24 protein-coding genes are annotated in these 22,161 nt (G+C 66.5%); 12 read left to right on the top strand and 12 right to left on the bottom strand.

What is annotated here, in order from left to right:
* Window positions 1-13 precede the first annotated feature (13 nt).
* Window positions 14-568, top strand: coding sequence for a nuclear transport factor 2 family protein (locus tag LO787_RS07705; protein WP_232495260.1), 555 nt, complete (start codon window positions 14-16; stop codon window positions 566-568).
* Between the two features lie 141 nt (window positions 569-709).
* Here the strand turns inward: LO787_RS07705 and LO787_RS07700 are convergent, their stop codons facing one another.
* From LO787_RS07700 to LO787_RS07690, 3 genes are read right to left on the bottom strand one after another with little or no spacing between them, the layout of a single operon-like run.
* On the bottom strand, window positions 710-2,191 hold the full coding sequence (locus LO787_RS07700) for a class I adenylate-forming enzyme family protein (RefSeq protein ID WP_232495259.1): 1,482 nt from the start codon (window positions 2,189-2,191) through the stop codon (window positions 710-712).
* Window positions 2,157-2,552 (bottom strand): hotdog family protein, encoded by a 396-nt coding sequence (locus LO787_RS07695; protein WP_232495258.1) that lies wholly within the window; start codon window positions 2,550-2,552, stop codon window positions 2,157-2,159. The genes LO787_RS07700 and LO787_RS07695 overlap by 35 nt, the downstream gene beginning before the upstream one ends.
* On the bottom strand, window positions 2,549-2,956 hold the full coding sequence (locus tag LO787_RS07690; protein WP_232495257.1) for a hypothetical protein: 408 nt from the start codon (window positions 2,954-2,956) through the stop codon (window positions 2,549-2,551). The genes LO787_RS07695 and LO787_RS07690 overlap by 4 nt, the downstream gene beginning before the upstream one ends.
* Before the next feature lie 121 nt (window positions 2,957-3,077).
* Between LO787_RS07690 and LO787_RS07685 the strand changes: the two genes are divergently transcribed.
* Complete coding sequence (locus LO787_RS07685) at window positions 3,078-3,785, top strand: TetR/AcrR family transcriptional regulator (protein WP_232495256.1); 708 nt, start codon at window positions 3,078-3,080, stop codon at window positions 3,783-3,785.
* Between the two features lie 26 nt (window positions 3,786-3,811).
* Here the strand turns inward: LO787_RS07685 and LO787_RS07680 are convergent, their stop codons facing one another.
* Window positions 3,812-4,624, bottom strand: a complete 813-nt coding sequence (locus tag LO787_RS07680) for a sugar phosphate isomerase/epimerase family protein (protein WP_232495255.1) — start codon at window positions 4,622-4,624, stop codon at window positions 3,812-3,814.
* A 143-nt stretch (window positions 4,625-4,767) separates the two neighbouring features.
* Between LO787_RS07680 and LO787_RS07675 the strand changes: the two genes are divergently transcribed.
* A complete protein-coding gene (locus LO787_RS07675) occupies window positions 4,768-5,388 on the top strand; it encodes a TetR/AcrR family transcriptional regulator (protein ID WP_232495254.1) in 621 nt (206 codons plus the stop codon).
* Here LO787_RS07675 and LO787_RS07670 read toward each other — a convergent pair.
* Window positions 5,376-6,110 carry a ThuA domain-containing protein gene (locus tag LO787_RS07670; protein ID WP_232495253.1) on the bottom strand — a complete coding sequence of 245 codons (735 nt, stop codon included), beginning with the start codon at window positions 6,108-6,110 and terminating at the stop codon, window positions 5,376-5,378. The two genes, LO787_RS07675 and LO787_RS07670, sit on opposite strands and share 13 nt — an antisense overlap.
* Window positions 6,111-6,211: 101 nt before the next feature.
* Between LO787_RS07670 and LO787_RS07665 the strand changes: the two genes are divergently transcribed.
* Genes LO787_RS07665 through LO787_RS07655 form a run of 3 tightly spaced genes read left to right on the top strand, consistent with a single transcriptional unit; the run spans window position 6,212 to window position 8,930 of the window.
* A complete protein-coding gene (locus tag LO787_RS07665) occupies window positions 6,212-7,420 on the top strand; it encodes a CaiB/BaiF CoA transferase family protein (protein ID WP_232495252.1) in 1,209 nt (402 codons plus the stop codon).
* A complete protein-coding gene (locus LO787_RS07660) occupies window positions 7,417-7,776 on the top strand; it encodes a Zn-ribbon domain-containing OB-fold protein (RefSeq protein WP_232495251.1) in 360 nt (119 codons plus the stop codon). Before LO787_RS07665 ends, LO787_RS07660 begins: the two co-directional genes overlap by 4 nt.
* A 2-nt stretch (window positions 7,777-7,778) precedes the next feature.
* A complete protein-coding gene (locus LO787_RS07655; protein ID WP_232495250.1) occupies window positions 7,779-8,930 on the top strand; it encodes an acetyl-CoA acetyltransferase in 1,152 nt (383 codons plus the stop codon).
* Between the two features lie 61 nt (window positions 8,931-8,991).
* Here the strand turns inward: LO787_RS07655 and LO787_RS07650 are convergent, their stop codons facing one another.
* From LO787_RS07650 to LO787_RS07635, 4 genes are all read right to left on the bottom strand, one after another.
* The gene (locus tag LO787_RS07650; protein ID WP_232495249.1) at window positions 8,992-10,353 is read right to left on the bottom strand and encodes a spinster family MFS transporter; all 1,362 of its coding nucleotides are present in this window, start codon (window positions 10,351-10,353) and stop codon (window positions 8,992-8,994) included.
* Complete coding sequence (locus tag LO787_RS07645) at window positions 10,350-12,002, bottom strand: AMP-binding protein (protein ID WP_232495248.1); 1,653 nt, start codon at window positions 12,000-12,002, stop codon at window positions 10,350-10,352. Before LO787_RS07645 ends, LO787_RS07650 begins: the two co-directional genes overlap by 4 nt.
* Before the next feature lie 14 nt (window positions 12,003-12,016).
* Window positions 12,017-12,835 carry a ThuA domain-containing protein gene (locus tag LO787_RS07640; protein WP_232495247.1) on the bottom strand — a complete coding sequence of 273 codons (819 nt, stop codon included), beginning with the start codon at window positions 12,833-12,835 and terminating at the stop codon, window positions 12,017-12,019.
* Window positions 12,836-12,988: 153 nt separating this feature from the next.
* Window positions 12,989-13,447 carry a VOC family protein gene (locus LO787_RS07635; protein ID WP_232495246.1) on the bottom strand — a complete coding sequence of 153 codons (459 nt, stop codon included), beginning with the start codon at window positions 13,445-13,447 and terminating at the stop codon, window positions 12,989-12,991.
* Between the two features lie 90 nt (window positions 13,448-13,537).
* On the opposite strand from LO787_RS07635, the gene LO787_RS07630 reads away from it, so the two are divergent.
* From LO787_RS07630 to LO787_RS07605, 6 genes are all read left to right on the top strand, one after another.
* Complete coding sequence (locus LO787_RS07630; protein ID WP_232495245.1) at window positions 13,538-14,302, top strand: enoyl-CoA hydratase/isomerase family protein; 765 nt, start codon at window positions 13,538-13,540, stop codon at window positions 14,300-14,302.
* Between the two features lie 177 nt (window positions 14,303-14,479).
* Window positions 14,480-15,706 (top strand): aromatic ring-hydroxylating oxygenase subunit alpha, encoded by a 1,227-nt coding sequence (locus tag LO787_RS07625; RefSeq protein ID WP_232495244.1) that lies wholly within the window; start codon window positions 14,480-14,482, stop codon window positions 15,704-15,706.
* A gap of 30 nt (window positions 15,707-15,736) precedes the next feature.
* Window positions 15,737-16,531, top strand: a complete 795-nt coding sequence (locus LO787_RS07620; protein WP_232495243.1) for an SDR family oxidoreductase — start codon at window positions 15,737-15,739, stop codon at window positions 16,529-16,531.
* Window positions 16,528-16,998 (top strand): VOC family protein, encoded by a 471-nt coding sequence (locus LO787_RS07615; protein WP_232495242.1) that lies wholly within the window; start codon window positions 16,528-16,530, stop codon window positions 16,996-16,998. The genes LO787_RS07620 and LO787_RS07615 overlap by 4 nt, the downstream gene beginning before the upstream one ends.
* A 74-nt stretch (window positions 16,999-17,072) precedes the next feature.
* On the top strand, window positions 17,073-17,984 hold the full coding sequence (locus LO787_RS07610) for an acyl-CoA thioesterase (protein WP_232495241.1): 912 nt from the start codon (window positions 17,073-17,075) through the stop codon (window positions 17,982-17,984).
* The gene (locus tag LO787_RS07605; protein WP_232495240.1) at window positions 17,981-18,478 is read left to right on the top strand and encodes a MaoC/PaaZ C-terminal domain-containing protein; all 498 of its coding nucleotides are present in this window, start codon (window positions 17,981-17,983) and stop codon (window positions 18,476-18,478) included. Before LO787_RS07610 ends, LO787_RS07605 begins: the two co-directional genes overlap by 4 nt.
* Window positions 18,479-18,519: 41 nt before the next feature.
* On the opposite strand, the gene LO787_RS07600 is transcribed toward LO787_RS07605, so the two are convergent.
* Genes LO787_RS07600 through LO787_RS07590 form a run of 3 tightly spaced genes read right to left on the bottom strand, consistent with a single transcriptional unit; the run spans window position 18,520 to window position 22,151 of the window.
* Window positions 18,520-19,683: an acyl-CoA dehydrogenase family protein gene (locus LO787_RS07600; protein ID WP_232495239.1), complete on the bottom strand. Its 1,164-nt coding sequence runs from the start codon at window positions 19,681-19,683 to the stop codon at window positions 18,520-18,522.
* Window positions 19,684-19,695: 12 nt separating this feature from the next.
* A complete protein-coding gene (locus LO787_RS07595) occupies window positions 19,696-21,129 on the bottom strand; it encodes a 2-oxo acid dehydrogenase subunit E2 (RefSeq protein WP_232495238.1) in 1,434 nt (477 codons plus the stop codon).
* An 11-nt stretch (window positions 21,130-21,140) separates the two neighbouring features.
* Complete coding sequence (locus LO787_RS07590) at window positions 21,141-22,151, bottom strand: alpha-ketoacid dehydrogenase subunit beta (RefSeq protein WP_232495237.1); 1,011 nt, start codon at window positions 22,149-22,151, stop codon at window positions 21,141-21,143.
* Between the last annotated feature and the right edge of the window lie 10 nt (window positions 22,152-22,161).

Genomic DNA, 22,161 nt, shown 5'->3' with positions numbered 1-22,161 from the left:
CAAGGAGAGAACCATGCCGACCCTGGAAGAGCGTATCGCCAAACTCGAAGCGGAATCGCAGATCCGCCAGCTTATCGCCCGCTACTGCTTCACCATCGACGACCGCGACATCGATGCCATCCGCGTCCTCTTCGCACCCGATGCCGTTCTCAAGTCGGCGGACGGCGTGATGAACGCCACCGGCATCGACGCGATCATGACGCAGTACGACGGGCGCTTCGATGTGCTTGGTCCCGGCCATCACTTCATGCACGACGTGCAGATCGACTTCGTGGGTGATGGTTCTCAGGAGGCGACCGGCCGGGTGATCGGCCATGCGGAACTGTGGCGCAACGGCAAGATGATGGTCACCGCCATCCGCTACGACGACAAGTACAGAAACACCGATGCGGGGTGGAAGTTTGCCGAGCGCACCATCGGCTTCCTCTACTACGTGCCGATCGAGGAATATCCCGGAATCCTCTCCACGCCCTTGCGCAACCACGCCTATCCCGAGCCAATGCCCGCGGACTTCCCGGAGCGCCTGCCGACCTGGATCGCCTACGAGAAATCGCGCGGCAGAGGCTGAAAATTCCTCCCCGAGCTTGTCTCGGGGAGGTGGCAGCCCGTCAGGGCTGACGGAGGGGGAATGGCGCGAAGTTCTCCCCCTCCACCACCGCCTGCGGCGGCACCCCCCTCCCCGAGACAAGCTCGGGGAGGAATTGGCGCTCTACCCGATCATCGCTTCCACTTCCTCACGGATGATCTTGCCGCTGGCGCTGCGTGGGAATGCCTCCATCTCGATGAAGCGCACATGCTTGGGGCGCTTGTATCCAGCCAGCGCCTGACGGCACATCTCCAGCACCATCGCCTCGTCGAGCGAGGGGTCATTCCGCGCGATCACCGCCACCGGCACCTCGCCCCACTGCGGGTCCGGGCGGCGCACGACGATGGCGTCGTTGACGCGAGCGTCGGCGAACAGGACGCGCTCGATCTCCGCCGGATAGATGTTCTCTCCGCCTGACTTGATGAGATACTTGGAGCGCCCGACGAACTCGAAGCCTTCCGGCTTCCGCCGGAACAGGTCGCCCATGTGGAAGCGGTCCCCTGCGAAGCATTCGGCGTTTGTGGCGTCCGCGTTCCAATAACCGCTGAAAAGCGTCGGCCCGCGCACGCAGGCCTCGCCGGTCTCGCCATCCGCGACCTCGCGCCCCTCGGCATCGAGCAGGCGCAGGTCGCACAGCATGCTGAGTCGCTTGGGAAAGGCGGAGGGCGTCGCGCCGACCGGGATGAGGTCGGCTGAAAGCGGCGGCATCCCCGTTTCCGTCGCGCCAAAGGAGTTGAGGTAAGGAGCCCCCAATGCGGTCGTGATCGCGGCGATCGTCGCAGAGGGGACGAGATCCGCCATGCAGCCCACCGCCTTCACCCCGCGCACACGCGCCTGCCGCGCGGCGAGGCGTTCCAGCAGCGGCTCGATCGTGGCGGGGACCAGCATGAGCCAGCCCACCGGGAATTCCTCCAGCGCATCGACCAGCGCATCGGGATCGAAGCCGTCGACGATGACGCCGGTGCCGCCGCACATCAATGTCGCTAGCAGGTGCTCGGTCCCGCCCATGTGGAACATCGGCGCCCAGGAGATGTAGGCGTCGGACATCTCCACGCCCATGTCGAGCCGCATCGCGCACATCCGCGCGACCTCCGCACGATGGCTGATGACGGCGGCCTTGGGCAGTCCCGTAGTGCCGCTTGTGTAGATGATGAGCAGGCCGTCCTCGGGCTCTGCGACGCTGGCCGTCTCACCCGGCGCGCCGAGCGTGTCGATGGCCGCCAGCGCGCGCCCATTGGCAACCTTGCCTGCCGCCTCCAGATGGCGCGGCGAAGCGACGATCAGCGACGGGGCCACCAGTTCGACGCAGTGCCGCATCTCGGCATCGGACAGGCGCCAGTTGAGGCAGGCGGCGATCAGGCCCAGCTTGGCACAGGCGATCTGCACCGCCGTATACTCGAAACGGTTCTCCGACAGGATCGCCACGCGCTGCCCGCGCACCAATCCGCGGGCGGCGAAGTCGGCGGCGACGGCATCGACGCAGGCCATCACCTCGGCATAGCAGAGGCGCATGTCGCCCTGTACGATAGCCAGCGCCTGCGGAGCCGCCCGCACGCGCATGGCGATCAGGTCATAGACGCTGGCTGCGAAGGCCTTCTCCATCATCAGGCTCTCTCCCGTGAGACATTTCTATTCTTGCCTTGAGGACCGTCTGGTCCGGTGCGACCGCCAGTTCGGCGTCGCAGGTGTCATCATGCCACGTTCCGCGCGCTACGACAGCATCTCCCGCCAGCACGTTGCCGAGCAGCGCCGCCTCGACCGAGCGGATCTCCGCACCCGGCCGCGTCTCCATCGCCATGTTGAGGAGATAGGCGAGGTTCGTCGGCCCCGGATTGACCGTGCGCGGTCCGAAGCCGAGCGCTTCGGCGGCGGCGGGATCGACGTGGATGGCGTTGTCGTCGCCCAGCGCCTCGCACCACAGCGCCATGACTTCGGCAGGCACGGCGTCGAGTTTCCACGCGCTCATGCGATCACCGGCATGATGGTGGTCAGTTGCACCCGCGCATGGGGCCGTCCGCCCGCGCTGACCGTCATGCCCAGCGTCAGATGGTCCGCCGCGCCGAAGCGGCGACTGGCCTTGCGCTCCAGCAAGACGACCTCCGCCGCGACGTCGTAGGCGGTATCGACAGTCATCGGCGCGTCGTAGTCGATCCGGCAGCGGCCCAGCACCGCCCCGCTGTCGAACGCGAGTCCGAGGTCGCGGCATACGTCCCGCACCCGTGCGCCCATGCCGCCGAGCGCGGCGACGAAGGCGAAGATCGGGTGCGCTTCAGCACCGGAGCGAGCGGGCGCGGCGCAGGATGCGCGGATCGCGTCGTCCAGCGCGGCAGACAGGTCGAAGCGCCCGGGGGCAATCGTGAAATGGCCCATGCTTCTCCCGTATCGCATGGTTGATGAGTTCGACCTGACTTCTTGCAAGTCGCCGCAATTGCCGTAAAGCTGCAAGTCCTGCCCTCGGGTGTCAACTGCAAATGAGGATAGTTCAATTACCATGGCGAAGAGCACCGAGGCAGAGCCGCTCGCCTGGCGGCGTCGCAAGGACTACCGCCCGCAGGAAATCCTCGCCGCCGCGCGCCAGCTTATCGAGGAGGAAGGCGCGAAGGCCACCTCCATGGCGAAGATCGCCAAGCTGGCGGGCGTGTCCGAGGCCACGGTCTACAAATACTACGACAACAAGCAGGAGCTTGTGAACCAGGTTCTTGCCGATTGGGCGACGCCCTTCGTCGAGCGGCTCACGGGCGAGTTGCGCAACATCGACGACCTGCGCTCGCAGCTGACGCTGATCGCCGTGCGCTTCATGCGGTCCATGGAGGAGACGCCCAAGCTGCACCGCGTGTTCTACCAGGAACTGCGCTGGCAGGACTATCGCGGCACCGCGCTGCACAAGCTGAACCACCTGTTCGCGAAAAGCGTGGTGGATGCCGTCCAGCAGGCCAAGGACGCGGGCAAGGCGCGGGCCGATGTGGACCCCGTGATGATCCGCGACATGATGTTCGGTGGGCTGGAGCACGTCGCTATGCGCACCAGCTTCATCGGCCGCCCGCTCGACATCGACGCGGAAGCCAAGCGCTACGTGGACGTGCTGCTCTCGGGCGTGCTGTCGGATCCGGGGGAGCCCAAGGGGCCGTCCGAGATCGACCGGCTGGCGGGGCTCGTCGCGCGGATGGAGGCGGTGCTGGATACGTCGTCCCGGACTTGATCCGGGACCGCGGGCCGTGAATAGCCTCATCCTGCCCGATCCAGCACAGAGCGGGTCGCAGCAACGGCGCGGCTGACCCGCTCGGCGGCAGTCATCCCGGCCTTGGCGTCATCAGCGCGAGGGACTTCCACCTCGATCACGGTGCCGTCGCGCAAGGCGCGCACGATCTCGACCAGCGGGAAGTCGCCGGAGCCCGGCAGTTCGCGGGCTCGGACCGCTTCGGCCCACCACTCCTCGCGCGGGCGGAACAGCGGGCCATCGCATAGCTGGGCGTAACCGATGATATCGGCATGGGCCGCTACGTCCGCCACCGAGCCGCCGTTGCGGATCAGGTGGAGCGCGTCACAGGTAATGTTCCCCTTGCCCGCACCGCGCACCACGGCGGCCGCCGCGCCGATGTCGGCGATGGCGGAGAAGCCCATGAACTCCAGCCCCGGGACGATGCCGTAGCCTGCCGCAAGATCGCAGAACGCACCGAAGCGATCCACCGCCTCGGCAATCCCGGACACCTCATGGACATGCGCGGTGGCCTTGGTCGCCCCCAGCTTTGCGCCGGTTTCCAGCGCGCGGGCGAAGGCGTCGAAATCCTCGCTGCCGTCGAGCGGGAAGACTTCGAGGTTGCACAGCGAGACTCCGGCATCGGCCATGCGCGCGGAAAGATCGGGCACATCGGCGGCGCTGACCAGAGGGTAGCGCCCACGCGCGGCCTCGGGCACGAAAGTGAACAGGCAGACGTGATCACAGCCCTCCGCTCCCGCCAGTTCGACGAGGCGCGCGGGGCTGGCATCCAGCGCGGTAAGCTGGTGCAGCGACAGGGCAAATCGGCTTGTCGCGCTCATCGGCGTCTCTCCCGTTCGATTCGCGCCAGCATAATTATAAAAGACATTCATGGATGTCTTTTTTTATGCTCCGGATTGCGCTACCCAATGAAGTTCGCGAGGCCGGACGCACCGGCCCGCCAGCTTGGGAGAGCGCAACACCCGTGAGACGGACCGGCGCGGACGAACCGACGATGCAGGCGCTGAAAAGCGCCCAGACCCGCGCGCGCCTGATCGACGCGACGATCCGGGTGCTCGTCCGCAGCGGCTATTCGCGCACCACCACGCCGCAGGTGGCGATCGAGGCGGGGCTTTCGCGCGGAGCGATGCTCCATCATTTCGACAACGGCGTCTCGCTCATCAAAGCGACGATCATGCACCTGCACGAACGCCGCCTGCGGGCCTTCCGCCGCGCGGCGGAGCGAAGCGCGCTGGACCACGGTGCGATGGTGCGCACCTACTGGAAGCAGATCCAGAAGCCCGCCTTCATCGCCTTCCATGAACTCGCCGTCGCCGCGCGCACCAACCCCGACCTCGCCGCCGTGCTGATGCCGTTGCAGGTAGAGTTCCGGGAACGGTTCAACCAGCTCGCCGTCCAGCTCTATCCCGAATGGCAGGCGAGCCCCGAAAGCTTCGCACTGGCCATGGCGATCTCGCAGGCGACGATGGAGGGCATGGCGGTCAACCTGCTGACCGGCGCGATGGACGCTGGGCTGGTGGAGCCGGTGCTCGAAGCGCTGGAAACCCAGCTCCACGCCCTCAGGCCGGAGGATCAACCGGCGTGAGCAAGCCCCCACGTAATGCCCCGGCGCAGCAGTTCATGGAACACCGGGTAGTTCCAGGCACAGCGCTGCGGATGCGGCCAGAACGGGCTTACCGGCAGCAGGTCGTAATGGCCCCGGCAATGGCCGAGCGTCAGGTACATGATCCCGCCCTGCCCCACCTTGCGCTCGTAGAGCACGGGCACTTCGGCCTCGTCCCAGTCGGCGTCTCGGAACTCGTCGCAGCGGCCGGTGAAGCTGGTGTGCAGCAGCACGTCGATGTCCGCGGTGCGGTGCGTCAGGTAGAGTTCGTCCTCCACCCGGAAATCGCGCAGGCCCTGCGTCATTTCGTGATCGTCGCGGGTGACGAAGACCTTGAACGGCGCGATGGGCGGGTGCCCTGCGAAGCGCGTGCCGAGCAGGCCGGTAAAGGCCGGAACCTCGTCCGGCGTATCGACCACGCCATCCGCGCCGAAGCGCAGCACCGCGTTGGTGCCGTGAAGAGCCAGCCAACGGCCGCCGCGTTCGAGGAAAGTGGTCAGCGCGGCCACTTCGGCGTCGCTCGTCGGCACCATGTCGCAGGTGTAGCTGATCAGCAGGTCCGCCGCTTCGAGGCTCGCCAGATCGGCGTAGTCAGACGCCACCGAAGTGCGGATGCGCGGCCGCTCGGCCAGCAGCTTGAGCAGTTCGAGGCGGGCATAGTCGATATCGTGGAACTTGCCCGCGGCGATCAGGTGAACTTTCATTTCAACGGCCTCCCCTCACGTGTGCTCACGTACATGCGCACGAGGGTAGGACCGGGATCGGGCTTGGCAATGAACAGAAACTTTGGGACCGGAGAATTTCTATGAGCGGCATGGGCAAGGGCCCTCTGGCGGGCGTGAAGGTGCTCGACCTCACCAGCGTGCTGATGGGCCCCTACGCGACCCAGATCTTCGCGGACCTCGGCGCGGACGTGATCAAGGTGGAGAGCCCGCAGGGTGACACCACGCGGTTCATCCCGCCGGGGCCGGACGCCTCGCGCGGGGCGATGTTCCTCAACGTCAACCGCGGCAAGCGCTCCATCGTGCTCGACCTCAAGCAGCCGGAGGCGCGCGCGGCGCTGCTGCGCATGGCGGAGGGCGCGGACGTGTTCATCCACTCGATGCGGTCGAGCGCGATCGGGCGGCTCGGGCTGGACTATACGGCGCTGAAGGCGGCCAATCCGGGGATCATCTACGCCAACATGTACGGCTTTGCCCGCAACGGCCCGTATCGTGACTATCCCGCCTACGACGACATCGTGCAGGCCGCGTCGGGCATCGTCGACCTTCAGGCGCGGCTTTCCGGAGGGCAGCCGACTTATGCCGCGACGGTGATCGCGGACAAGGTTGCGGGGCTTACCGGCGCCTACTCGGTGATCGCCGCGCTCTATGCGCGGGAGAAGACCGGCATCGGTCAGGAGATCGAGGTGCCGATGTTCGAGACGCTGGTCTCCTTCGCCATGGTCGAGCATTTGTGCGGATCGCTGTTCGTGCCGCCCGAAGGCCCGCCCGAATATCCACGCGCGACCTCCGAAGCGCGGCGGCCCTATCGCACGGCGGACGGCTACATCGGCGTAATGATCTACAACGACAAGCACTGGCGCGCCTTCTTCGATGCGCTGGGCAACCCGGAGTGGTCGCGGCACGAGATGTTCGCCTCGATGCGGTCGCGCACGCAGAACATCGGCACGGTGCTGGCCAAAGTGGCGGAAGTGATCGAGACGCGCTCGACCGAGGAATGGGTGGAACTGTTCCGACAGGCGCATATCCCGGCGACCGCGATCAAGAGCCTGACCGACCTGCTCGACGACCCGCATCTGGTCGAGACCGGCTTCTGGCAGGAGCGCGACACGCCCGAAGGCAAGCTGCGCTTCCCCGGCATCCCGACGACCTTCTCCGAAACCCCCGGCGCCATCGGCGATCCCGGCCCCGCTCTCGGGGGCGAGAGCCTCGATGTGCTGCGCGAAGCGGGCTTCTCGGCTGATGAGATCGCCGATTTGCAGGAACGCGGCGCGGTGAGGACGGCGGCATGACCGGACCCGAGGCGCACTGGCGCGCGGCGCTGGCGGAAGGGCGGCTGCTGCTCCAGCGCGCGCCGGACGGCTCGGTGGTTTTCCCGCCCCGCCTCGCCGCACCGGGCTCCAGCGAGGCGCTGGAATGGTTCGAGGCGTCCGGTCGCGGCAGTGTCTATACGCTGTCGTGGATCAGCCGAAAGCCGCCCGCCGAACCCTACCACGTCGCGCTGATCGACCTCGACGAAGGCGCGCGCCTGATGAGCCGGGTGGAGGACGTGACGCCCGAGACACTGCGCATCGGCATGAAGGTCGAAGCCTTCGTGGAGCAGGGCGGCGAGGCTCCGCTGCTCCTGTTCCGTCCGGTGGAGGACTGACGATGGCCGACACCTTCCCCCGTGGGCGTACCGCCATCGCCGGACTGGCCACTTTCGGGATCGGCGAGATGCCGGGCTGGACCTCGATGGAACTGACGGCGCAGGCGGCGCTGCTCGCTGTCGCCGATGCCGGGCTGACGCTGCCGGATGTGGACGCCCTGTTCATCTGCCAGCCCGACGACTTCTTCGCCGGCATGTCCTTCGCCGAGCATCTCGGCCTGCAACCGCGCTATACGGACAACAACCGCACCGGCGGCTCGGCCTTCATGAGCCACATGGCGGTCGCCGCGATGCTGCTGGACGCTGGATATATCGACTGCGCGCTGATCGCCTACGGCTCCAACCAGCGCAGCAATGGCGGCAAGCTGGCGACGAAGATCACCAGCAACCAGTGGGACGCGCCCTATGCGCCGCTGTTCCCCCTCACCTCCTACGCGCTGGCGACCGCGCGGCACATGCATGAATACGGCACCACGCGCGAAGACCTTGCCGCCGTGGCGCTGGCAGCGCGGGCATGGGCGAACACGAACCCCGATGCCTTCGCCAGAGGGCCGCTGACGCTGGAGGACTGCCTCTCCGCCCGGATGATCAGCACACCGATCTCGGTACGCGACTGCTGCCTCGTCACGGATGGAGCGGCGGCCATCGTGATGACGCGGACCGACCGCGCACGCGATCTGCCCAAGCCGCCGGTCCCGGTGCTGGGCGCGGCGGCGGCGACCTGGTGGAACTCGATAGCGCAGGCTAAGGACGTCACCGTCACCGCCGCCAGGGAATCCAGCGCACGGGCCATGGCGATGGCGGGCGTCTCGCCGTCCGATATCCGCACCGCGCAACTCTACGATGCGTTCACGATCAACACGATCCTGTTCCTCGAAGACCTCGGCTTCTGTCCCAAGGGCGAAGGCGGCCGCTTCGTGAGCAGCGGCGCCATCGCGCCCGGTGGCACGCTGCCGGTCAACACCAACGGCGGCGGGCTGTCGTACTGCCACCCGGGGATGTACGGCCTCTTCGCCATCGTCGAGGCCGCCCGACAGATCCGGGGCGAGGCGGCGAACCAGATCGACGCAGTGGACGTCGCGCTGGCTCACGGCAATGGCGGCACGCTATCCAGTCAGGCAACGGTCATTCTGGGCAGCGTGGCTACCCTCTAACCCTACCCCGTCATTGCGAGCGTAGCGAAGCAATCCAGCGCCACGCTCGCAATGCCGAAGGTCAGTAGCCCTTCGCCAGTATCCGCCGATATCCCTTGAGCGCACGCCCGACGAAGAACGCCGAAACCGCAGCCGCGCCCGCACAAGTCACCGAAAGCGACAGTCCGACGCTGCGCTCATCGGCGAAGACATGATCGGTCAGCAGCGCCACGATCGTCGGCGCCGCGCCAAGACCCATGACGCTCGCCACGAAGACATAGACCGAGGACGAAATCCCGCGCATCCGGTTCGGCGTCGCCATCTGGAGGCCGGAAGATGCCAGCGCCTGCGGCAGCGAATAGGCAAAGCTCGCCAGCGTCGCCACGACCATCGCGAAGCCGTAGCTCGGCGCAAAGGCGAGCGCGAGGGAGATCGGGATCAGTGCCAGCGCGGCGAAGAACGGCACCCGCATCAGCGCATCGATGCGCCCGGCCCGTTGCAGTCGACCGGCGATCACCGGCCCGGCAAGCACGCCGACCGATCCGGTGATGAGCACCGCGACGCCATACTCCACCCCGACCTCGGCCGGACTGGCCCCAAAGCGGCGCATCAGCATCGCGGGCATCCACGCCGGGAAGGCGTAGAGCACGATCACCAGCGAGGCCATGCCGGCATAGAAGTTGCCGTAGAAGTCCCGGTGCTCCACGAAAGTCCGCCAGACCTGCGAGAACGGCATCCGCTCCGCCGTATCCTTCGCAGCCAGCTTGCGCACGGGTTCGCGGATGCGCAGCATCATCAGCATGATGAGGAAGCCAGGCAAGCCTGCGACGAGGAACACCACCTGCCACGGCTGCAACGTGCCGAGGTAGGGCACGGCCGACAAGTCCCATCCCTCTGCCGCTTCCAGCAGAAGGCCGCCGAAGATCAACGCCAGCCCGCCGCCAATGTACGGGCCCATCAGGAAGATGCTGAAGGCGCGCGGGATCATCCGCGTGGGAAAGCTGTCGGCGATGATCGACCACGCCGCCGGGGTCAGGCTCGCCTCCGCCCCGCCCACCGCCGCGCGGGCGAAGAACAGTTGCCAGTAATTGCGCGCAAGGCCGCAGAGGCTGGTGCCAAGGCTCCACAGGCCGATGCCGCCGAGCAGGATCGTCTTGCGACTGCCGGTGTCGGCCATGCGCCCGAACACCGGGCTCAGCAGGATATAGGCCAGCGTGAACGCCAGTCCCTGCAACAGGCTGAGCTGCGTATCGGAAATCCCGAAGTCCGCCTTCAGCGGTCCGATCAGCAGGTTGAGCACCTGCCGATCGACGAAACTGACCGTGTAGGCCAGCGTCAGCACGAAGATCAGATACCATGCCGCCGCCGTCGGCGCGGGTTCGTCCATCGGCAAGGGAACCGTCTCGTCCATGGGCTCGGCCATCGCCATTGCCGCGCCGCTCATGCGCCTTTCGCCATGGCTGCGACGTCGATCTTGCCGGTAGGAGCGAAGTTCTCGCGCAGTTCGAACTTCTGGACCTTGGTGGCGCTCATCGGCCATTCGGTGACGAAGCGGACGTAGCGCGGGATCTTGTAGCTGGCGATGCGCCCGATGCAGTGGCGCACCAGTTCCTCCTCGGAGACCGCCCCTCCGGGCGTGACCTCGATATAGGCCGCGGCGACTTCCATCAGCCGGTCGTCGGGCACGCCGATGACCTGCGCCATCTTCACCGCCGGGTGCGTCATCAGGAAGCTCTCAAGTTCCACCGCGGCGACGTTCTCGCCTCCGATCTTGAGCATGTCCTTGACGCGACCGTCGTAGATCACCCGCCCGCCCGGACCGATGCGGCCCCGGTCGCCTGTATGGAGCCAGCCCTCGGGCGTGACAGCGGCGGCGGTCGCCTCAGCATCGTCGTAATACCCCGCGAAGATCGCATAGCCGCGCAGGCAGATCTCGCCCGGCACGCCATCGGGCACGGGCTCTCCGGCGGCATCGACGACGCGCACTTCCATGCCGTCGAACACGCGGCCGTTGGTTTCGAACAGGAGTTCCTGCGGGTCGTCGAGATCGCTGTAGCACGGCACGCCGGTCGCTTCGGTCAGGCCGTAGCTGTTGACCGGCACTGCCTCGGGGAAGTCCTTCGCGTAGCGCCGCAGCAAGTCGGGCGGGCCGACGACGTGGTTGATCCGCAGGCGCGACTGCTCGTAGCGGGCGAAGTCGGGGTGGGTGACGAGTGCGCCGACGATCGTCGGAAAACCGGCGTAGTGGACGGTAGGCTGCTCGGCGATCAGCAGCCTCATCGCGCTGTCGGCGTCGAAATGGCCCATGCCCATGAAGCAGGCGCCCGTCGCGCGGCATCCGGCGAGGGGCAGGATCGTCGACATGTGGAACAGCGGCAGCGGATCCCACACCTTGTCTTCGCTGGTGAAGCGGAACCGCTCGGCCATCGCCGCACCGGTCTGGCATAGGGACAGGTGGGTGAGCATGCATGCCTTGGGGCGTGATGTCGTTCCCGAGGAAAAGATCATCAATCCAATGTCTTGCGGTTTCACTGCCGCTGCCCGTTCGAGCACCTGTGCGCGCGTCACACTTCGCGCCACCGCGTCCAACGCGGCCTCGTTCAGCCATGCCCCGGGGCGCTCGTCGCCGAGTTCGATGACCTGCTCCAGATCGGGCGCACCCGTGGCTTTCCCGCCCTCTGCAAGCTCCGGGAATACGCTCGCCAGCATCGGGCGATAGTCGCAGTGCCGCCAGGCATGGCCGCCGACGAACAGGAAACGAAGCCGCGCCTTGGGGATCACGTAGGCCAGATCGTCGGGTCTATAGCGTGCATTGAGAAGCACCGAGCGCGCACTGACAAGGCTTATGGCGTAGTAGAGCACCACATAATCCCAGCAGTTCGGCATAAGTACGCCGACATGGTCGCCCGGCCTGACACCGAGGCCGATCAGCCCCCTCGCCCGCTCGATCACTTCCTCGAACAACTGCGCATATGTCGCCCGGCGCCCGTCGTAGATCAGCGCTTCCCGTCCGGCGTATTCCCTCGCAGCGCGGGCGAGCGTGCCTCCCACCGTCTGCGGATCGGGAGCGGACAAGGTCTCGGGGTCATCCATCAGTCGTGCATCCTTCATCCGCGCGTCCTCTCCATGCCGCTGCGCTCTGCCGCCCAGCGCCGCGCCTCGGGGGAGGCGACCCAGCGCAGCGCGTTGCCGAGCAGCAGGCGGTAGTTCTCGTTCTCGTATGTCTGGGGACCGTCGCCGGGCTGGAGGTAGACCAGCGGGCTCGCTCCCGCCGCCTTGGCCCACGCGATCACCCGGTCGTCGGCGGGCGGGGTCCAGTCCCCCTGCTCCTCGCGCCGCACCGCGTGCATGGCGGACAGAACGCGCTCCTGCTCGACCGGCGTTTCGCGCGTGAGCAGTGGCACCATCGAGGGATCGGGCAGTCGCTCGCAGGCGTAGAGTTCGTCGAACAGATCGAACCGTTCGGGCAGCCCCGCCAGCACCGGATGCTCGGCAGTCTGTCGCACGGTGTAGCCAATGTCCGGGACGTAGCCCGAACTGCCGCGGCCGCCCGACGGCTTGTAGAGGAACCTCCCGCCCAGCGCCGCGCCATAGTCCGGCCAGGCAGGCCAGCCCGCCAGCGAATGGTGCATGGCGACGATGCCCTTGCCCGCCTGCAACAGCGCGCTGAAGCCCTCCCGAAACGCAGGCTCCGGCTCCACGAAGCCGGGCCTCTCCGACACCGGAGCGCCGAAATCCATGCCGGGCATGTCGTAGAGCAGCACCGCGTCGAACCGCGCCATCGCGCCGGGCTCCAGCAGCATCGCGGCGGCGGGCTGGTCGACCATCGTCGGCTCGACCCCGACCGCCCGCAACATGCCCTCGAAGGCATCCCGGCAGAAGGCATGGCCCTTGGTGGCCACAAAGACTTCCAGTTTGCGCGGCAAGCCGCTCTCCCGCTTCTAAGGTGACGCGGATACGCCACAACTCAGCCCATCTTAATTAGGAAACCCGATTCATCGGGCAGGGATATGAGCCTTCATGAACGAGGCCCTCGCGAATCCCTTCAAACATCACGCTATATAAATAAGTATACCTCATCAAGAGGCGATCCACTCCTCGATCATCGGCCGGATCGGCTCTCCCACCACTTCGAGGACCGGCCCGCCATCCCGCGCCATGTACGCCATCTGGCCGTAGCGGTGCTTCGGCGAGGCGCCCGCCGCGATCACGCGCCAGCCGTCGGTCAGCAGCGCCTCCACTTCCGCGCCGACATCGGCCACCCACGCGCCGACGTGCGCCGGAGAAACCGCGCGCAGCGCCTCGTAAGCGCCGCCCGGAATCATCTCGATCAGTTCGTAATGAATTGGTCCTTGCCGCGAATAGGTCACGGTAAGATGCGCTTCCGACCATCCCATATCCGGCAACCACACACGTAATGGATCGAAACGCCTGATCGGCGCCCATTCGACGCCAAGTTCATTACCCAATACTTCCATGGATCGCGAAATATCATCCACGATCAATCCATGATGATGAAGATTTCCAAAGACTTTCAATCCATCCTCTTTCCGTATTATCAATCTTCTCAATTATCATGCGACTCGCGAATTGCTTCGCCGAAGTCGCCTCTTCGGGAGAAAACCAGGATGACCGGCCTGATCGTCGAACGCCGTGGGGCCGTGTGCCTGCTGACCATAAATCGCGAAGCCGCACGCAACGCGCTCGATGCGGCGACCTCGCAGGCAATGGACACGGCCATCACCGAGGCCGAGGCCGACCCGGAAGTGGGTGCAGTGATCGTCACCGGCACGGGCACGCGCGCCTTCTGCGCAGGCATGGACCTCAAGGAAGCGGAGCGGATCGGCGCGGGCCACGGCCTCATTCCGGGGCGCGGCTTCGGCGGAATCACCGAACGTCGCCGCACCAAGCCGCTCGTCGCCGCGATCAACGGCACCGCCGTCGCGGGCGGGTTCGAGATCATGATGGCCTGCGACATGGTCTTCGCCGCCGAGCACGCACTGATGGGCCTCAGCGAAGTGAAGCGCGGCCTCTTCGCCTTCGCGGGCGGCATCCAGCGCCTCGCCCGCCAAGTGCCGCGCGCCACGGCGCTGGCGATGATCATGACCGGCGAACCGCTGCCCGCTCGCCGCCTCTACGAGCTCGGCATCGTGACCGAAGTGGTGCCCGGCGAGCGACTGCTCGACCGCGCGCTGGAAGTGACGCAGGCGATGCTGGCGAACAGCTGGCAGGCCATCGCCAACGGGCGTGAACTCTACGAACTCTCGATCGGCATGGATATCGCGCAGGCCCTTGCCGTCGGCAATGCCTGGGGCAAGGCGACGCTCGCCAGCGCAGACAGCCGCGAGGGCATCGCCGCGTTCGCGCAGAAGCGCGAAAGCCGGTTCGATTAGGGCTGAGGCGCCAGCTTGTCGAGATGCCAAAATTACAATCACTGTTGACTGTTTTATCGCGCCAAGGATAAGATCGCAAGCATCACATCGACAGAATCAAACATTCATGTCTGTTTTTGATTCGGTCACGGCCGCCCCCGGGTGAACTCGGGACGCAAGGCAAGGGAGAGAAGGCCGATGCTCGATCTGGTCACAGATCAAAAGCCCGAGAACGATTTCGCGCGCATGGACTACGAGCGTGACCGCAAGGGTCCGCCCGAGGGTTTTCCCAAGCTGCCCGACATTCCCGGCAGCCGCTACACCGACCCCGAGTTCCTGAAGCTCGAAAGGGAGATGATGTGGGACAAGGCGTGGCTCTATGCGGGCCATGTCGATCAGGTGCCCAAGCCGGGCTCCTGGTTCCTCAACCGCAATTCGGGCGTGCCGATCATCATCACCCGCACGCTCAAGGGTGAGGTCAAGGCGTTCTACAACACCTGCCAGCATCGTGGCGCCCCCCTCGTCACCGAGGAATCGGGCGAGGCGCGCGGCTTCGTCTGCGGCTATCACGGCTGGAGCTACACCCTCGACGGCAAGCTGACGGCGGTGCGCGACAAGCGCGACTTCGTGGACTTCGACCCCTCCTGCCGCTCGCTGGTGCAGGTGCGCTGCGAACTGCTGGGCACGCTGATCTTCATCAACCGCGATCCCGACGCGCAGCCGCTGATGGAGCACATCGGCCCGATGGCCGCGCAGCTCGAACAGTTCGAGCTGGACACGCTGCGTCTGGTAGACAGCCGCAGCTACGAGGTGGACTGCAACGTCAAGGTGCTGCTCGACGCCTTCCTCGAAGTCTACCACATCAAGTCGATCCACGAGAACACGGTGGACCGCTTCCTCGATCACCGTTCGATGATCGTGACGCTCTGGCCCAACGGGCACAGCCGCATGGCGACGCCGAACCGTCGTCCCGACTGGGTGGACCCGGGCACCGTGGGCATGCCCTCGATCCCCTCGATCACCGAATTCCCGGCGAAGAACAACGTCAGCTACCAGATCTACCCGAACTTCATCATGCCGCCCGCGCCGACCGGCATCCCGATCCTGCAGTTCTGGCCGATCGGAACCACCCGCACGCGCGTCGTGTCGAGCTGGCTGGCGCCGGGGCACGATCCGGAGAACCCGCATCCGCTCTGGCCGACCCGCCTCGGCAACTGGGAGCGTATTCTCTACGAGGATCTCCAGTACGCCCCGCAGATCCAGGAATCGCTCGAAAGCCCTGGCTTCAAGGGCATCCCGCTCAACTATCAGGAGCGGCGCATCTACCACTGGCATGAGGAACTCGACCGCCGCATCGGCCTCAACCGCGTGCCCGAGCATGCGCGGGTAGAGCAGGTGCTGCACGACTGGGTCCAGCGCGACTGAACGATAAGAACAATACGGGAGAGTGCAGGAATGGCCGATCTGGCTGGGAAGGTCGCCGTCGTCGTGGGCGCGGCGAACCGGGACAACATGGCGCAGGTGATTGCCCGCCGCCTCGCCGCCGATGGCGCCACGGTGATCGTCGCCGGGCGCAAGGCCGAGGAACTGGAACGCCTCGCCGGGGAGATCGGCGGCCTTGCCGTGACCGGCTGCGACCTGACCGACGAAGCCGACCTCGCCCGCCTCGGCGACACGGCGAAGGCCACTTACGGCGGCATCGACATCGCCGTGAACGCAACCGGCTGGGGCCTGCTCAAGCCCTTCCTGGACACCACCAAGGCCGAGATCGAGAAGATGACCGCGCTCCAGTTCACCGGGGCGATCCTGTTCTATCAGGCGATGCTGCGGGTGATGCGCGACGGCGGCTCGCTGGTGCAGATATCCTCGGCCACCGCCTCGATCATGCTGGAGGACCACGCGGCCTACATGGGCACCAAGGCTGGCGCGGACCATGTGATCCGCTGCGTCGCCAACGAGTTCGGCCATCGCGGCATCCGCGCCAACTCGGTCGCGCCCGGCTTCACCGTCACGCCGATGACGGAGAAAGCGTCTCAGAACAAGGCGATAATCCAGACTTTTGAGAAGGAATATCCGCTCGGCCGCGTGGGCACCAGCGAGGACATTGCCGAGGCCGTGTCCTGGCTGGCGAGCGACGCCTGCTTCATGAGCGGGCAGGTTCTGCAGGTGAACGGCGGCCTCACCCTGCGTCGCAACCCCACCAATGCCGAGATCGTCACCGCCGTGAAGGCCGCGAGGCAGGCCGCATGATCCGCGGCGTCCACCACCTCGCCATCTCGACCCCGGACCTCGAACGGTTCGTCGACCACTACCAGCGCTGGTTCGGCTTCGAGCGCGCGGGCAAGGAAGGCGGCTGGCAGCCGGGGAACGAGCGGATCGACACCATGGTCGGCCTCAAGGACAGCAGCGCCCGCTACGAGATGATCCGCCTCGGCAACCTCCACATCGAGGTCTTCGAGTACGTCAGCAATGATCCGCAGACCGTCCACCCGCGCATGTGCGACCGGGGCATCACCCACTTGTGCCTCTACTGCGACGACGTCTTCGCCGAATACGAGCGGCTGACCGCGCTGGGCATGCACTTCAACTGCCCGCCCGGCGGCTCGGCGGCGACGCGGGCGACTTACGGCAGGGACTGCGACGGCAATGTCGTCGAACTGCTCCAGATCGTCGATCCGGAATGCGGTTTCGGATTCGAGAAGCTGGCGGTCGCATAATGCGCGATGCGGGGTGTGATACGGGGGTTGATCCGGGGACCGAGGCGGTCTTTAGCAACGGCCGACCTGAGCGGATGGACCCTTTGCCCGAACAAAACCCCTACCCCGACGATCCCGAACTCGAACGCCGCCTCGCCTATGAATTCGAGGAGATTGGCCCTGACCGCTTCCGTGTCGGCCCGATCCCCAGCGGCTTGCTGCGGCTCTACGGCGGCATGGTCCTGTCGCAGAGCCTCGCCGCCGCACGCCTGACGGTGCCGCTGGACAAGGTGACGCACAGCCTCCACGCCTACTTCCTCCAGCCCGGGCTCACCGACAGGCCCGTCGAGTTCGCCGTGACCCGCGAGAGCGACGGGCGAACCTTCGCCAACCGCACCGTGCGCATGACGCAGGAAGGCGCGCCGATCGTGAACCTGATGGCCTCGTTCAAGGCCCCCGAGCCATCCGGCCGCCACGCCTTCGCGATGCCGGACGTGCCTCCGCCGGAGGGCCTCACCAGCCTTGCCGAACTGGTCGCTGCCTATGGCGACCGCCTGCCCGAACGCCACCGCCCGTTCTGGCGACGCGCGCAGCAGGTGGACTGGCGGCCCATCGGTTTCTTCCCCTTCGACGAGCGTAAAATTCGCCCCGCTGCACGAAACTTCTGGTTCCGTTTCAACGGAATGGTCGGTGGACCTCTGGACGTACATCAACGACTACTCGCCTACGCCTCGGACCTCCACATCTTCCACACGGCGCTTGGACCGCTCGGGATCGGCTGGGCGAACGACTTCCTCCAGAGCAGCAGCCTCGACCACGCGATCTGGTTCCACGACGAATTTCGCGTCGACGAATGGATGCTCTACGCGCTCGACAGCCCGGCAGCCACCGACGCGCTGGCGCTGGGCCGGGGCAATGTGTTTCGCCGCGACGGTACCCTCGTCGCCACCGTCAGCCAGCAGGGCCTGGCGCGGATGCTGGAAGAAAAGCGCGAGGGCAAGCTGTGACCGAAGCCTTCGTCCCGGCAAAACCCCATCGCACGTTCGAGGATCTCGAACTCGGCGAGTTCCGCAAGTCCTCGCCGCGCACGGTGACGCAGGAGGAAATCCTCGAGTTCGCGCGGCGATACGACCCACAGTGGTTCCACACCGATCCCGAAAGCGCCACGCAGTCGGTCTTCGGCGAAGTGGTGGCGAGCGGCATCCACGTCCTCGCTCTTTGGCGGCAGATGGACCATGAGATCAACTGGGACATCGACTGGGTCTGCGGCGTCGGCTGGGACGAACTGCGCCTGAAGCGCGCCATCCGCGCCGGGGACACGATCCATGTCACCAGCGAGATCGTCAGCCTCGAACCCTCGAAGACCCGCACCGATCGCGGCACGGCGATGACACGCTATGCGGTCGTGCTGGAGGACGGAACCGAAGCGGTGACGTTCACCTCCATCAACCTCGTCTACACGCGCGGGGCGAGGGAGCGGATGGCCGGCACCGCGCGCTGACAGCGCGGGTGCCGGGCCACCCCCTCATGGCCCGGTCAGCCCTACCGCCGCTGATCGAACCGCCGTCCGAGCATGGCCCCGGCGATGTTGACCTTCTGGATGTCGATCGCGCCGCCCGCGATGCCCCAGCCCCATGAATCGCGCAGGCGGCGCTCCATCGGGAATTCCTTGGAATAGCCGTAGGCACCCATCAGCTGCATCGCATCACCCGTCACCTCGCGCGCGATGGTGTTGGCAAAGCACTTGCCGGTGGAACTGTGGAGGACCGAAGGCAGACCGTCCTCGGCCAGCGAGGCGGCGCGCCAGATCAGCAGGCGGGCGGCCTCGACCTTCATCTGCATCTCGGCCAGCTTGATCTGCACGGCCTGGAACTCGGCGATGGCCTTGCCGAACTGCTTGCGCTCCTGGACATAGGCGCTGACGTCCTCCAGCGCGCCCGAGGCCTGCGCCAGCGACATCGTGGCATTGCCGCAGCGTTCGAGGTCGAACGCCTCCATCAGCTTCTTGAAGCCGCCGCCCGCGTGGACGATCACGTTGTCCAGCGGCACCTCGCAGTCGTCGAAGTTGAGGTCGGACGAGGGAATGCCGCGAAAGCCCATAAGTTGCTCATTCGGCCCGAACGAAAGGCCCGGCGCGTCCTTCTCGACCAGCACCGCGCCGATGCCCTTGGCGCCCGGCTCGTCGGACAGGCGGCAGTAGACCACGTAGGCATCGGCATGGCCGCCGCCCGAGCACCAGCGCTTGGTGCCGTTGATGACGAGCTTGTCGCCCTTCACCACGCCCTTGGTCTTGAGGTCGGTCAGCGCGCTGCCCGCGTCCGGCTCGGACATCGACACGGCCACCACCATCTCGCCCGCGCAGACCGCCGGAACCACCCGCCGCTTCAGCGCATCCGACGCGAAGTGTTCGATGGCACGCACCGGCCCGACCGAGCTTTCGAAGATCGGAAAGCCTACGGCGGAGGAAATCTTGCCGAATTCCTCCAGCACGATCAGCGCCTCGATGTTGCCGAGGCCAAGGCCGCCCAGATCGCTGGACACGTTGATGCCGAGGAAGCCGAGTTCGGCGTAGCGCTTCACCAGCGCGCGGCTGGGTGGCTTGTTGTCGCGCTCCAGCTCTGCAGCGATGGCAGGAAGCTCGGCGCGGGCGAATTCGCGGGCGGCTTCCTGCAGCTGCATTTGATCTTCGGTCAGCTTGAAGTTCATCGCGTAAGTCTTTCAGAGGAAATGAGGTTGTTCGATCAGCTTGGCGAGCGCCGCCATGAAGCGACCCCCGTCCGCGCCGTCGATGGCGCGGTGATCGCAGGACAGCGAAAGGTGGAACACCGGCACGATGCGGATCGCGCCGTCGTCGTCGATAGGCTCCGGCCGGGCAGTGCCGACCGCCAGGATCGCGCCCTGCGGCGGGTTGATGATCGCGTCGAACTGTTCGACGCCGAACCCGCCGAGGTTGGAAAGCGAGAAGCTGCCGCCAGTGAACTCCTCCGGCTTCAGCTTGCCGCTGCGGGCGCGCTGGGCGAGGCCCTTCATGACCCCGCCGATCTCGGCCACGGAAAGGTCGTCCGCACCGAAGACGATAGGGGTAACAAGGCCCTTCTCGGTCGCCACCGCCACCGAGATATCGGCGGAGCCGAAGCGGTGGATCTCGTTGCCGTGGACCTGCACGTTGACGGCAGGCACCTCCATCAGCGCAAGCGCCGCGGCCTTGACGATGAAGTCGTTGACGCTGGGCTTGTCGGCGCCAAGCGAGGCCCGCAGCGCCAAGAGGCGGTCCGCACGAACGCGGCGGCGAACGTAGAAGTGCGGGATCTGCTGTTTGGCCTCGGTGAGCCTGCGCGCGATGGTGCGGCGCATCGAGGACATCGGCATGACGTCGACATCGCCCGAAGCCGGACGCGGTGCCGAGACCGCCGCGACAGGTGCGGGCGCAGCCGCCATCGGAGTGGAAGCAGGTGCCGATGCGGCCTGATGGACGACAGCGAGAACGTCGTCGCGACGAACCTTTCCGCGTGCGCCCGAACCCTTCACCGTCGCAAGGTCCAGCCCATGCAGACTGGCGAGACGCCGCGCTACCGGGGTGGACAGAACCGGACTATCCGGCGTCGCCGCGAACACGCCGACGAGTTGCGGCTTCGCCTCAGGCCGCGCGGCCTGGTGGACGTCCTGCGCGAAGATGCGGCCGTTACGCCCGCTGCCGCTGACAGTCGCCAGATCGACCCCGAGGCGCTGGGCTTCCGCCAGAGCCGCCGGGCTTATGGCGAGACCTTCAGGGATCGGCAGTGCTGCCGGAGCGGCGGACTTTTCCGGTTCGGCGACCGGCGCGGGCGCATCGCCATCAGGGCCGAAGCCTGTTTCGGAAGGGCGGAACGCCGCGATCACGGCGTCGATCTCCGCCGCGCTGGCCTCGCCTCCATCGCTCAGAACCGCCAGCAGCGCACCGACCGGATAGGTCTGGCCCGCTTCGGCGAGGATGCGCACGAAACGGCCGTCCTTTTCCGCCTCGATTTCGTTGGTGATCTTGTCCGTCTCGACGAGCGTGAGCACTGCGCCGCGCTCGAACGGGGCGTTTTCCGCCACCATCCAGTCGGCGATCGTGCCTTCGGCCATCTCGATGCCCCACTTGGGCATCGTGAAGGGAGTGAGTTTGGCCATGTGCCCTCCCCTCAGCGGAAGGCGAGGACGCGGCGCACCGCATCCTCGATCTTCTGCGGTGAAGGCACCCAGGCGCGCTCAAGGTTGCGGGCGAAGGGGATCGGGCTGTGCGGCGCCGTCACCATCGCGGGCGGTGCCTTGAGGCTGGTGAAAGCGCGCTCTGTCACCATCGCGGCGATGTCAGCGGCAAGGCTGCAACGCGGCGGGCTTTCGTCCACGACGACGAGGCGCCCGGTCTGCTCGACGGATTCGAGGATCGCATCTTCGTCGAGTGGGCTGGTGGTGCGCAGGTCGAGCAGGTCGATGCCGATGCCGTCCTTCGCTACCGCATCCGCCGCCTTCTCGGAGAAGTTCACCATGCGTCCGCAGGCGACAACGGTGACATCGCCACCCTCGCGCACCACGCGCGCCTCGCCGAAGCGCTGGCGGTGGTCGCCGTCGGGCACCTCGCCCTTCACGCCGTAGAGCGTCTTGTGTTCGAAGAACATCACCGGATCGTCGCCGCGCAGCGCTTCGGTGAGGAGGCCCTTGGCATCCGCCGGGGTGGTGGGAAGCACAACTTTGAGGCCCGGCATCGCCGTCAGCATCGCATAGACCGACTGGCTGTGCTGCGCCGCCGTCTGCATCCCCGCGCCATAGACCAGACGCACGACGGCGGGGCACTTGGTCTTGCCCCCGAACATGTAGCGGAACTTGGCCATCTGGTTCCAGATCTGGTCGAGGCTGACGCCCACGAAATCCGCGAACATCAATTCCGCAACCGGCCGCTTGCCCGAAAGCGCCGCGCCCGCCGCCGCGCCGATGATGGCGCTTTCACTGATGGGGGTGTCGATAACGCGCTCGGGCCCGAACTTCTTCCAGAGGCCGGGGCTGGTGCCCCAGATGCCGCCGATAGCCTCGGGACCGCCTGCGGTGCCGTTGCCGCCCACGACGTCCTCGCCGAGCAGGATGATGTCGGAATCGCGTTCCATTTCCGCGTGCAGCGTCGAGACGATCGCCTCGCGGATGTTCATGATGGCCATCTGCGGTCCC

The organism is Novosphingobium kaempferiae (assembly GCF_021227995.1).
Classification (GTDB): domain Bacteria; phylum Pseudomonadota; class Alphaproteobacteria; order Sphingomonadales; family Sphingomonadaceae; genus Novosphingobium; species Novosphingobium kaempferiae.
This window is presented reverse-complemented; position numbering and strand designations above follow the sequence as displayed.

Coding starts and splice junctions, on each gene's coding strand:
- LO787_RS07705 (WP_232495260.1), top strand. CDS start 14: ATGCCGACCCTGGAAGAGCGTATCGCCAAACTCGAAGCGGAATCGCAG.
- LO787_RS07700 (WP_232495259.1), bottom strand. CDS start 2,191: ATGATGGAGAAGGCCTTCGCAGCCAGCGTCTATGACCTGATCGCCATG.
- LO787_RS07695 (WP_232495258.1), bottom strand. CDS start 2,552: ATGAGCGCGTGGAAACTCGACGCCGTGCCTGCCGAAGTCATGGCGCTG.
- LO787_RS07690 (WP_232495257.1), bottom strand. CDS start 2,956: ATGGGCCATTTCACGATTGCCCCCGGGCGCTTCGACCTGTCTGCCGCG.
- LO787_RS07685 (WP_232495256.1), top strand. CDS start 3,078: ATGGCGAAGAGCACCGAGGCAGAGCCGCTCGCCTGGCGGCGTCGCAAG.
- LO787_RS07680 (WP_232495255.1), bottom strand. CDS start 4,624: ATGAGCGCGACAAGCCGATTTGCCCTGTCGCTGCACCAGCTTACCGCG.
- LO787_RS07670 (WP_232495253.1), bottom strand. CDS start 6,110: ATGAAAGTTCACCTGATCGCCGCGGGCAAGTTCCACGATATCGACTAT.
- LO787_RS07665 (WP_232495252.1), top strand. CDS start 6,212: ATGAGCGGCATGGGCAAGGGCCCTCTGGCGGGCGTGAAGGTGCTCGAC.
- LO787_RS07660 (WP_232495251.1), top strand. CDS start 7,417: ATGACCGGACCCGAGGCGCACTGGCGCGCGGCGCTGGCGGAAGGGCGG.
- LO787_RS07655 (WP_232495250.1), top strand. CDS start 7,779: ATGGCCGACACCTTCCCCCGTGGGCGTACCGCCATCGCCGGACTGGCC.
- LO787_RS07650 (WP_232495249.1), bottom strand. CDS start 10,353: ATGAGCGGCGCGGCAATGGCGATGGCCGAGCCCATGGACGAGACGGTT.
- LO787_RS07645 (WP_232495248.1), bottom strand. CDS start 12,002: ATGGATGACCCCGAGACCTTGTCCGCTCCCGATCCGCAGACGGTGGGA.
- LO787_RS07630 (WP_232495245.1), top strand. CDS start 13,538: ATGACCGGCCTGATCGTCGAACGCCGTGGGGCCGTGTGCCTGCTGACC.
- LO787_RS07625 (WP_232495244.1), top strand. CDS start 14,480: ATGCTCGATCTGGTCACAGATCAAAAGCCCGAGAACGATTTCGCGCGC.
- LO787_RS07620 (WP_232495243.1), top strand. CDS start 15,737: ATGGCCGATCTGGCTGGGAAGGTCGCCGTCGTCGTGGGCGCGGCGAAC.
- LO787_RS07615 (WP_232495242.1), top strand. CDS start 16,528: ATGATCCGCGGCGTCCACCACCTCGCCATCTCGACCCCGGACCTCGAA.
- LO787_RS07610 (WP_232495241.1), top strand. CDS start 17,073: ATGGACCCTTTGCCCGAACAAAACCCCTACCCCGACGATCCCGAACTC.
- LO787_RS07600 (WP_232495239.1), bottom strand. CDS start 19,683: ATGAACTTCAAGCTGACCGAAGATCAAATGCAGCTGCAGGAAGCCGCC.
- LO787_RS07595 (WP_232495238.1), bottom strand. CDS start 21,129: ATGGCCAAACTCACTCCCTTCACGATGCCCAAGTGGGGCATCGAGATG.
- LO787_RS07590 (WP_232495237.1), bottom strand. CDS start 22,151: ATGGCCATCATGAACATCCGCGAGGCGATCGTCTCGACGCTGCACGCG.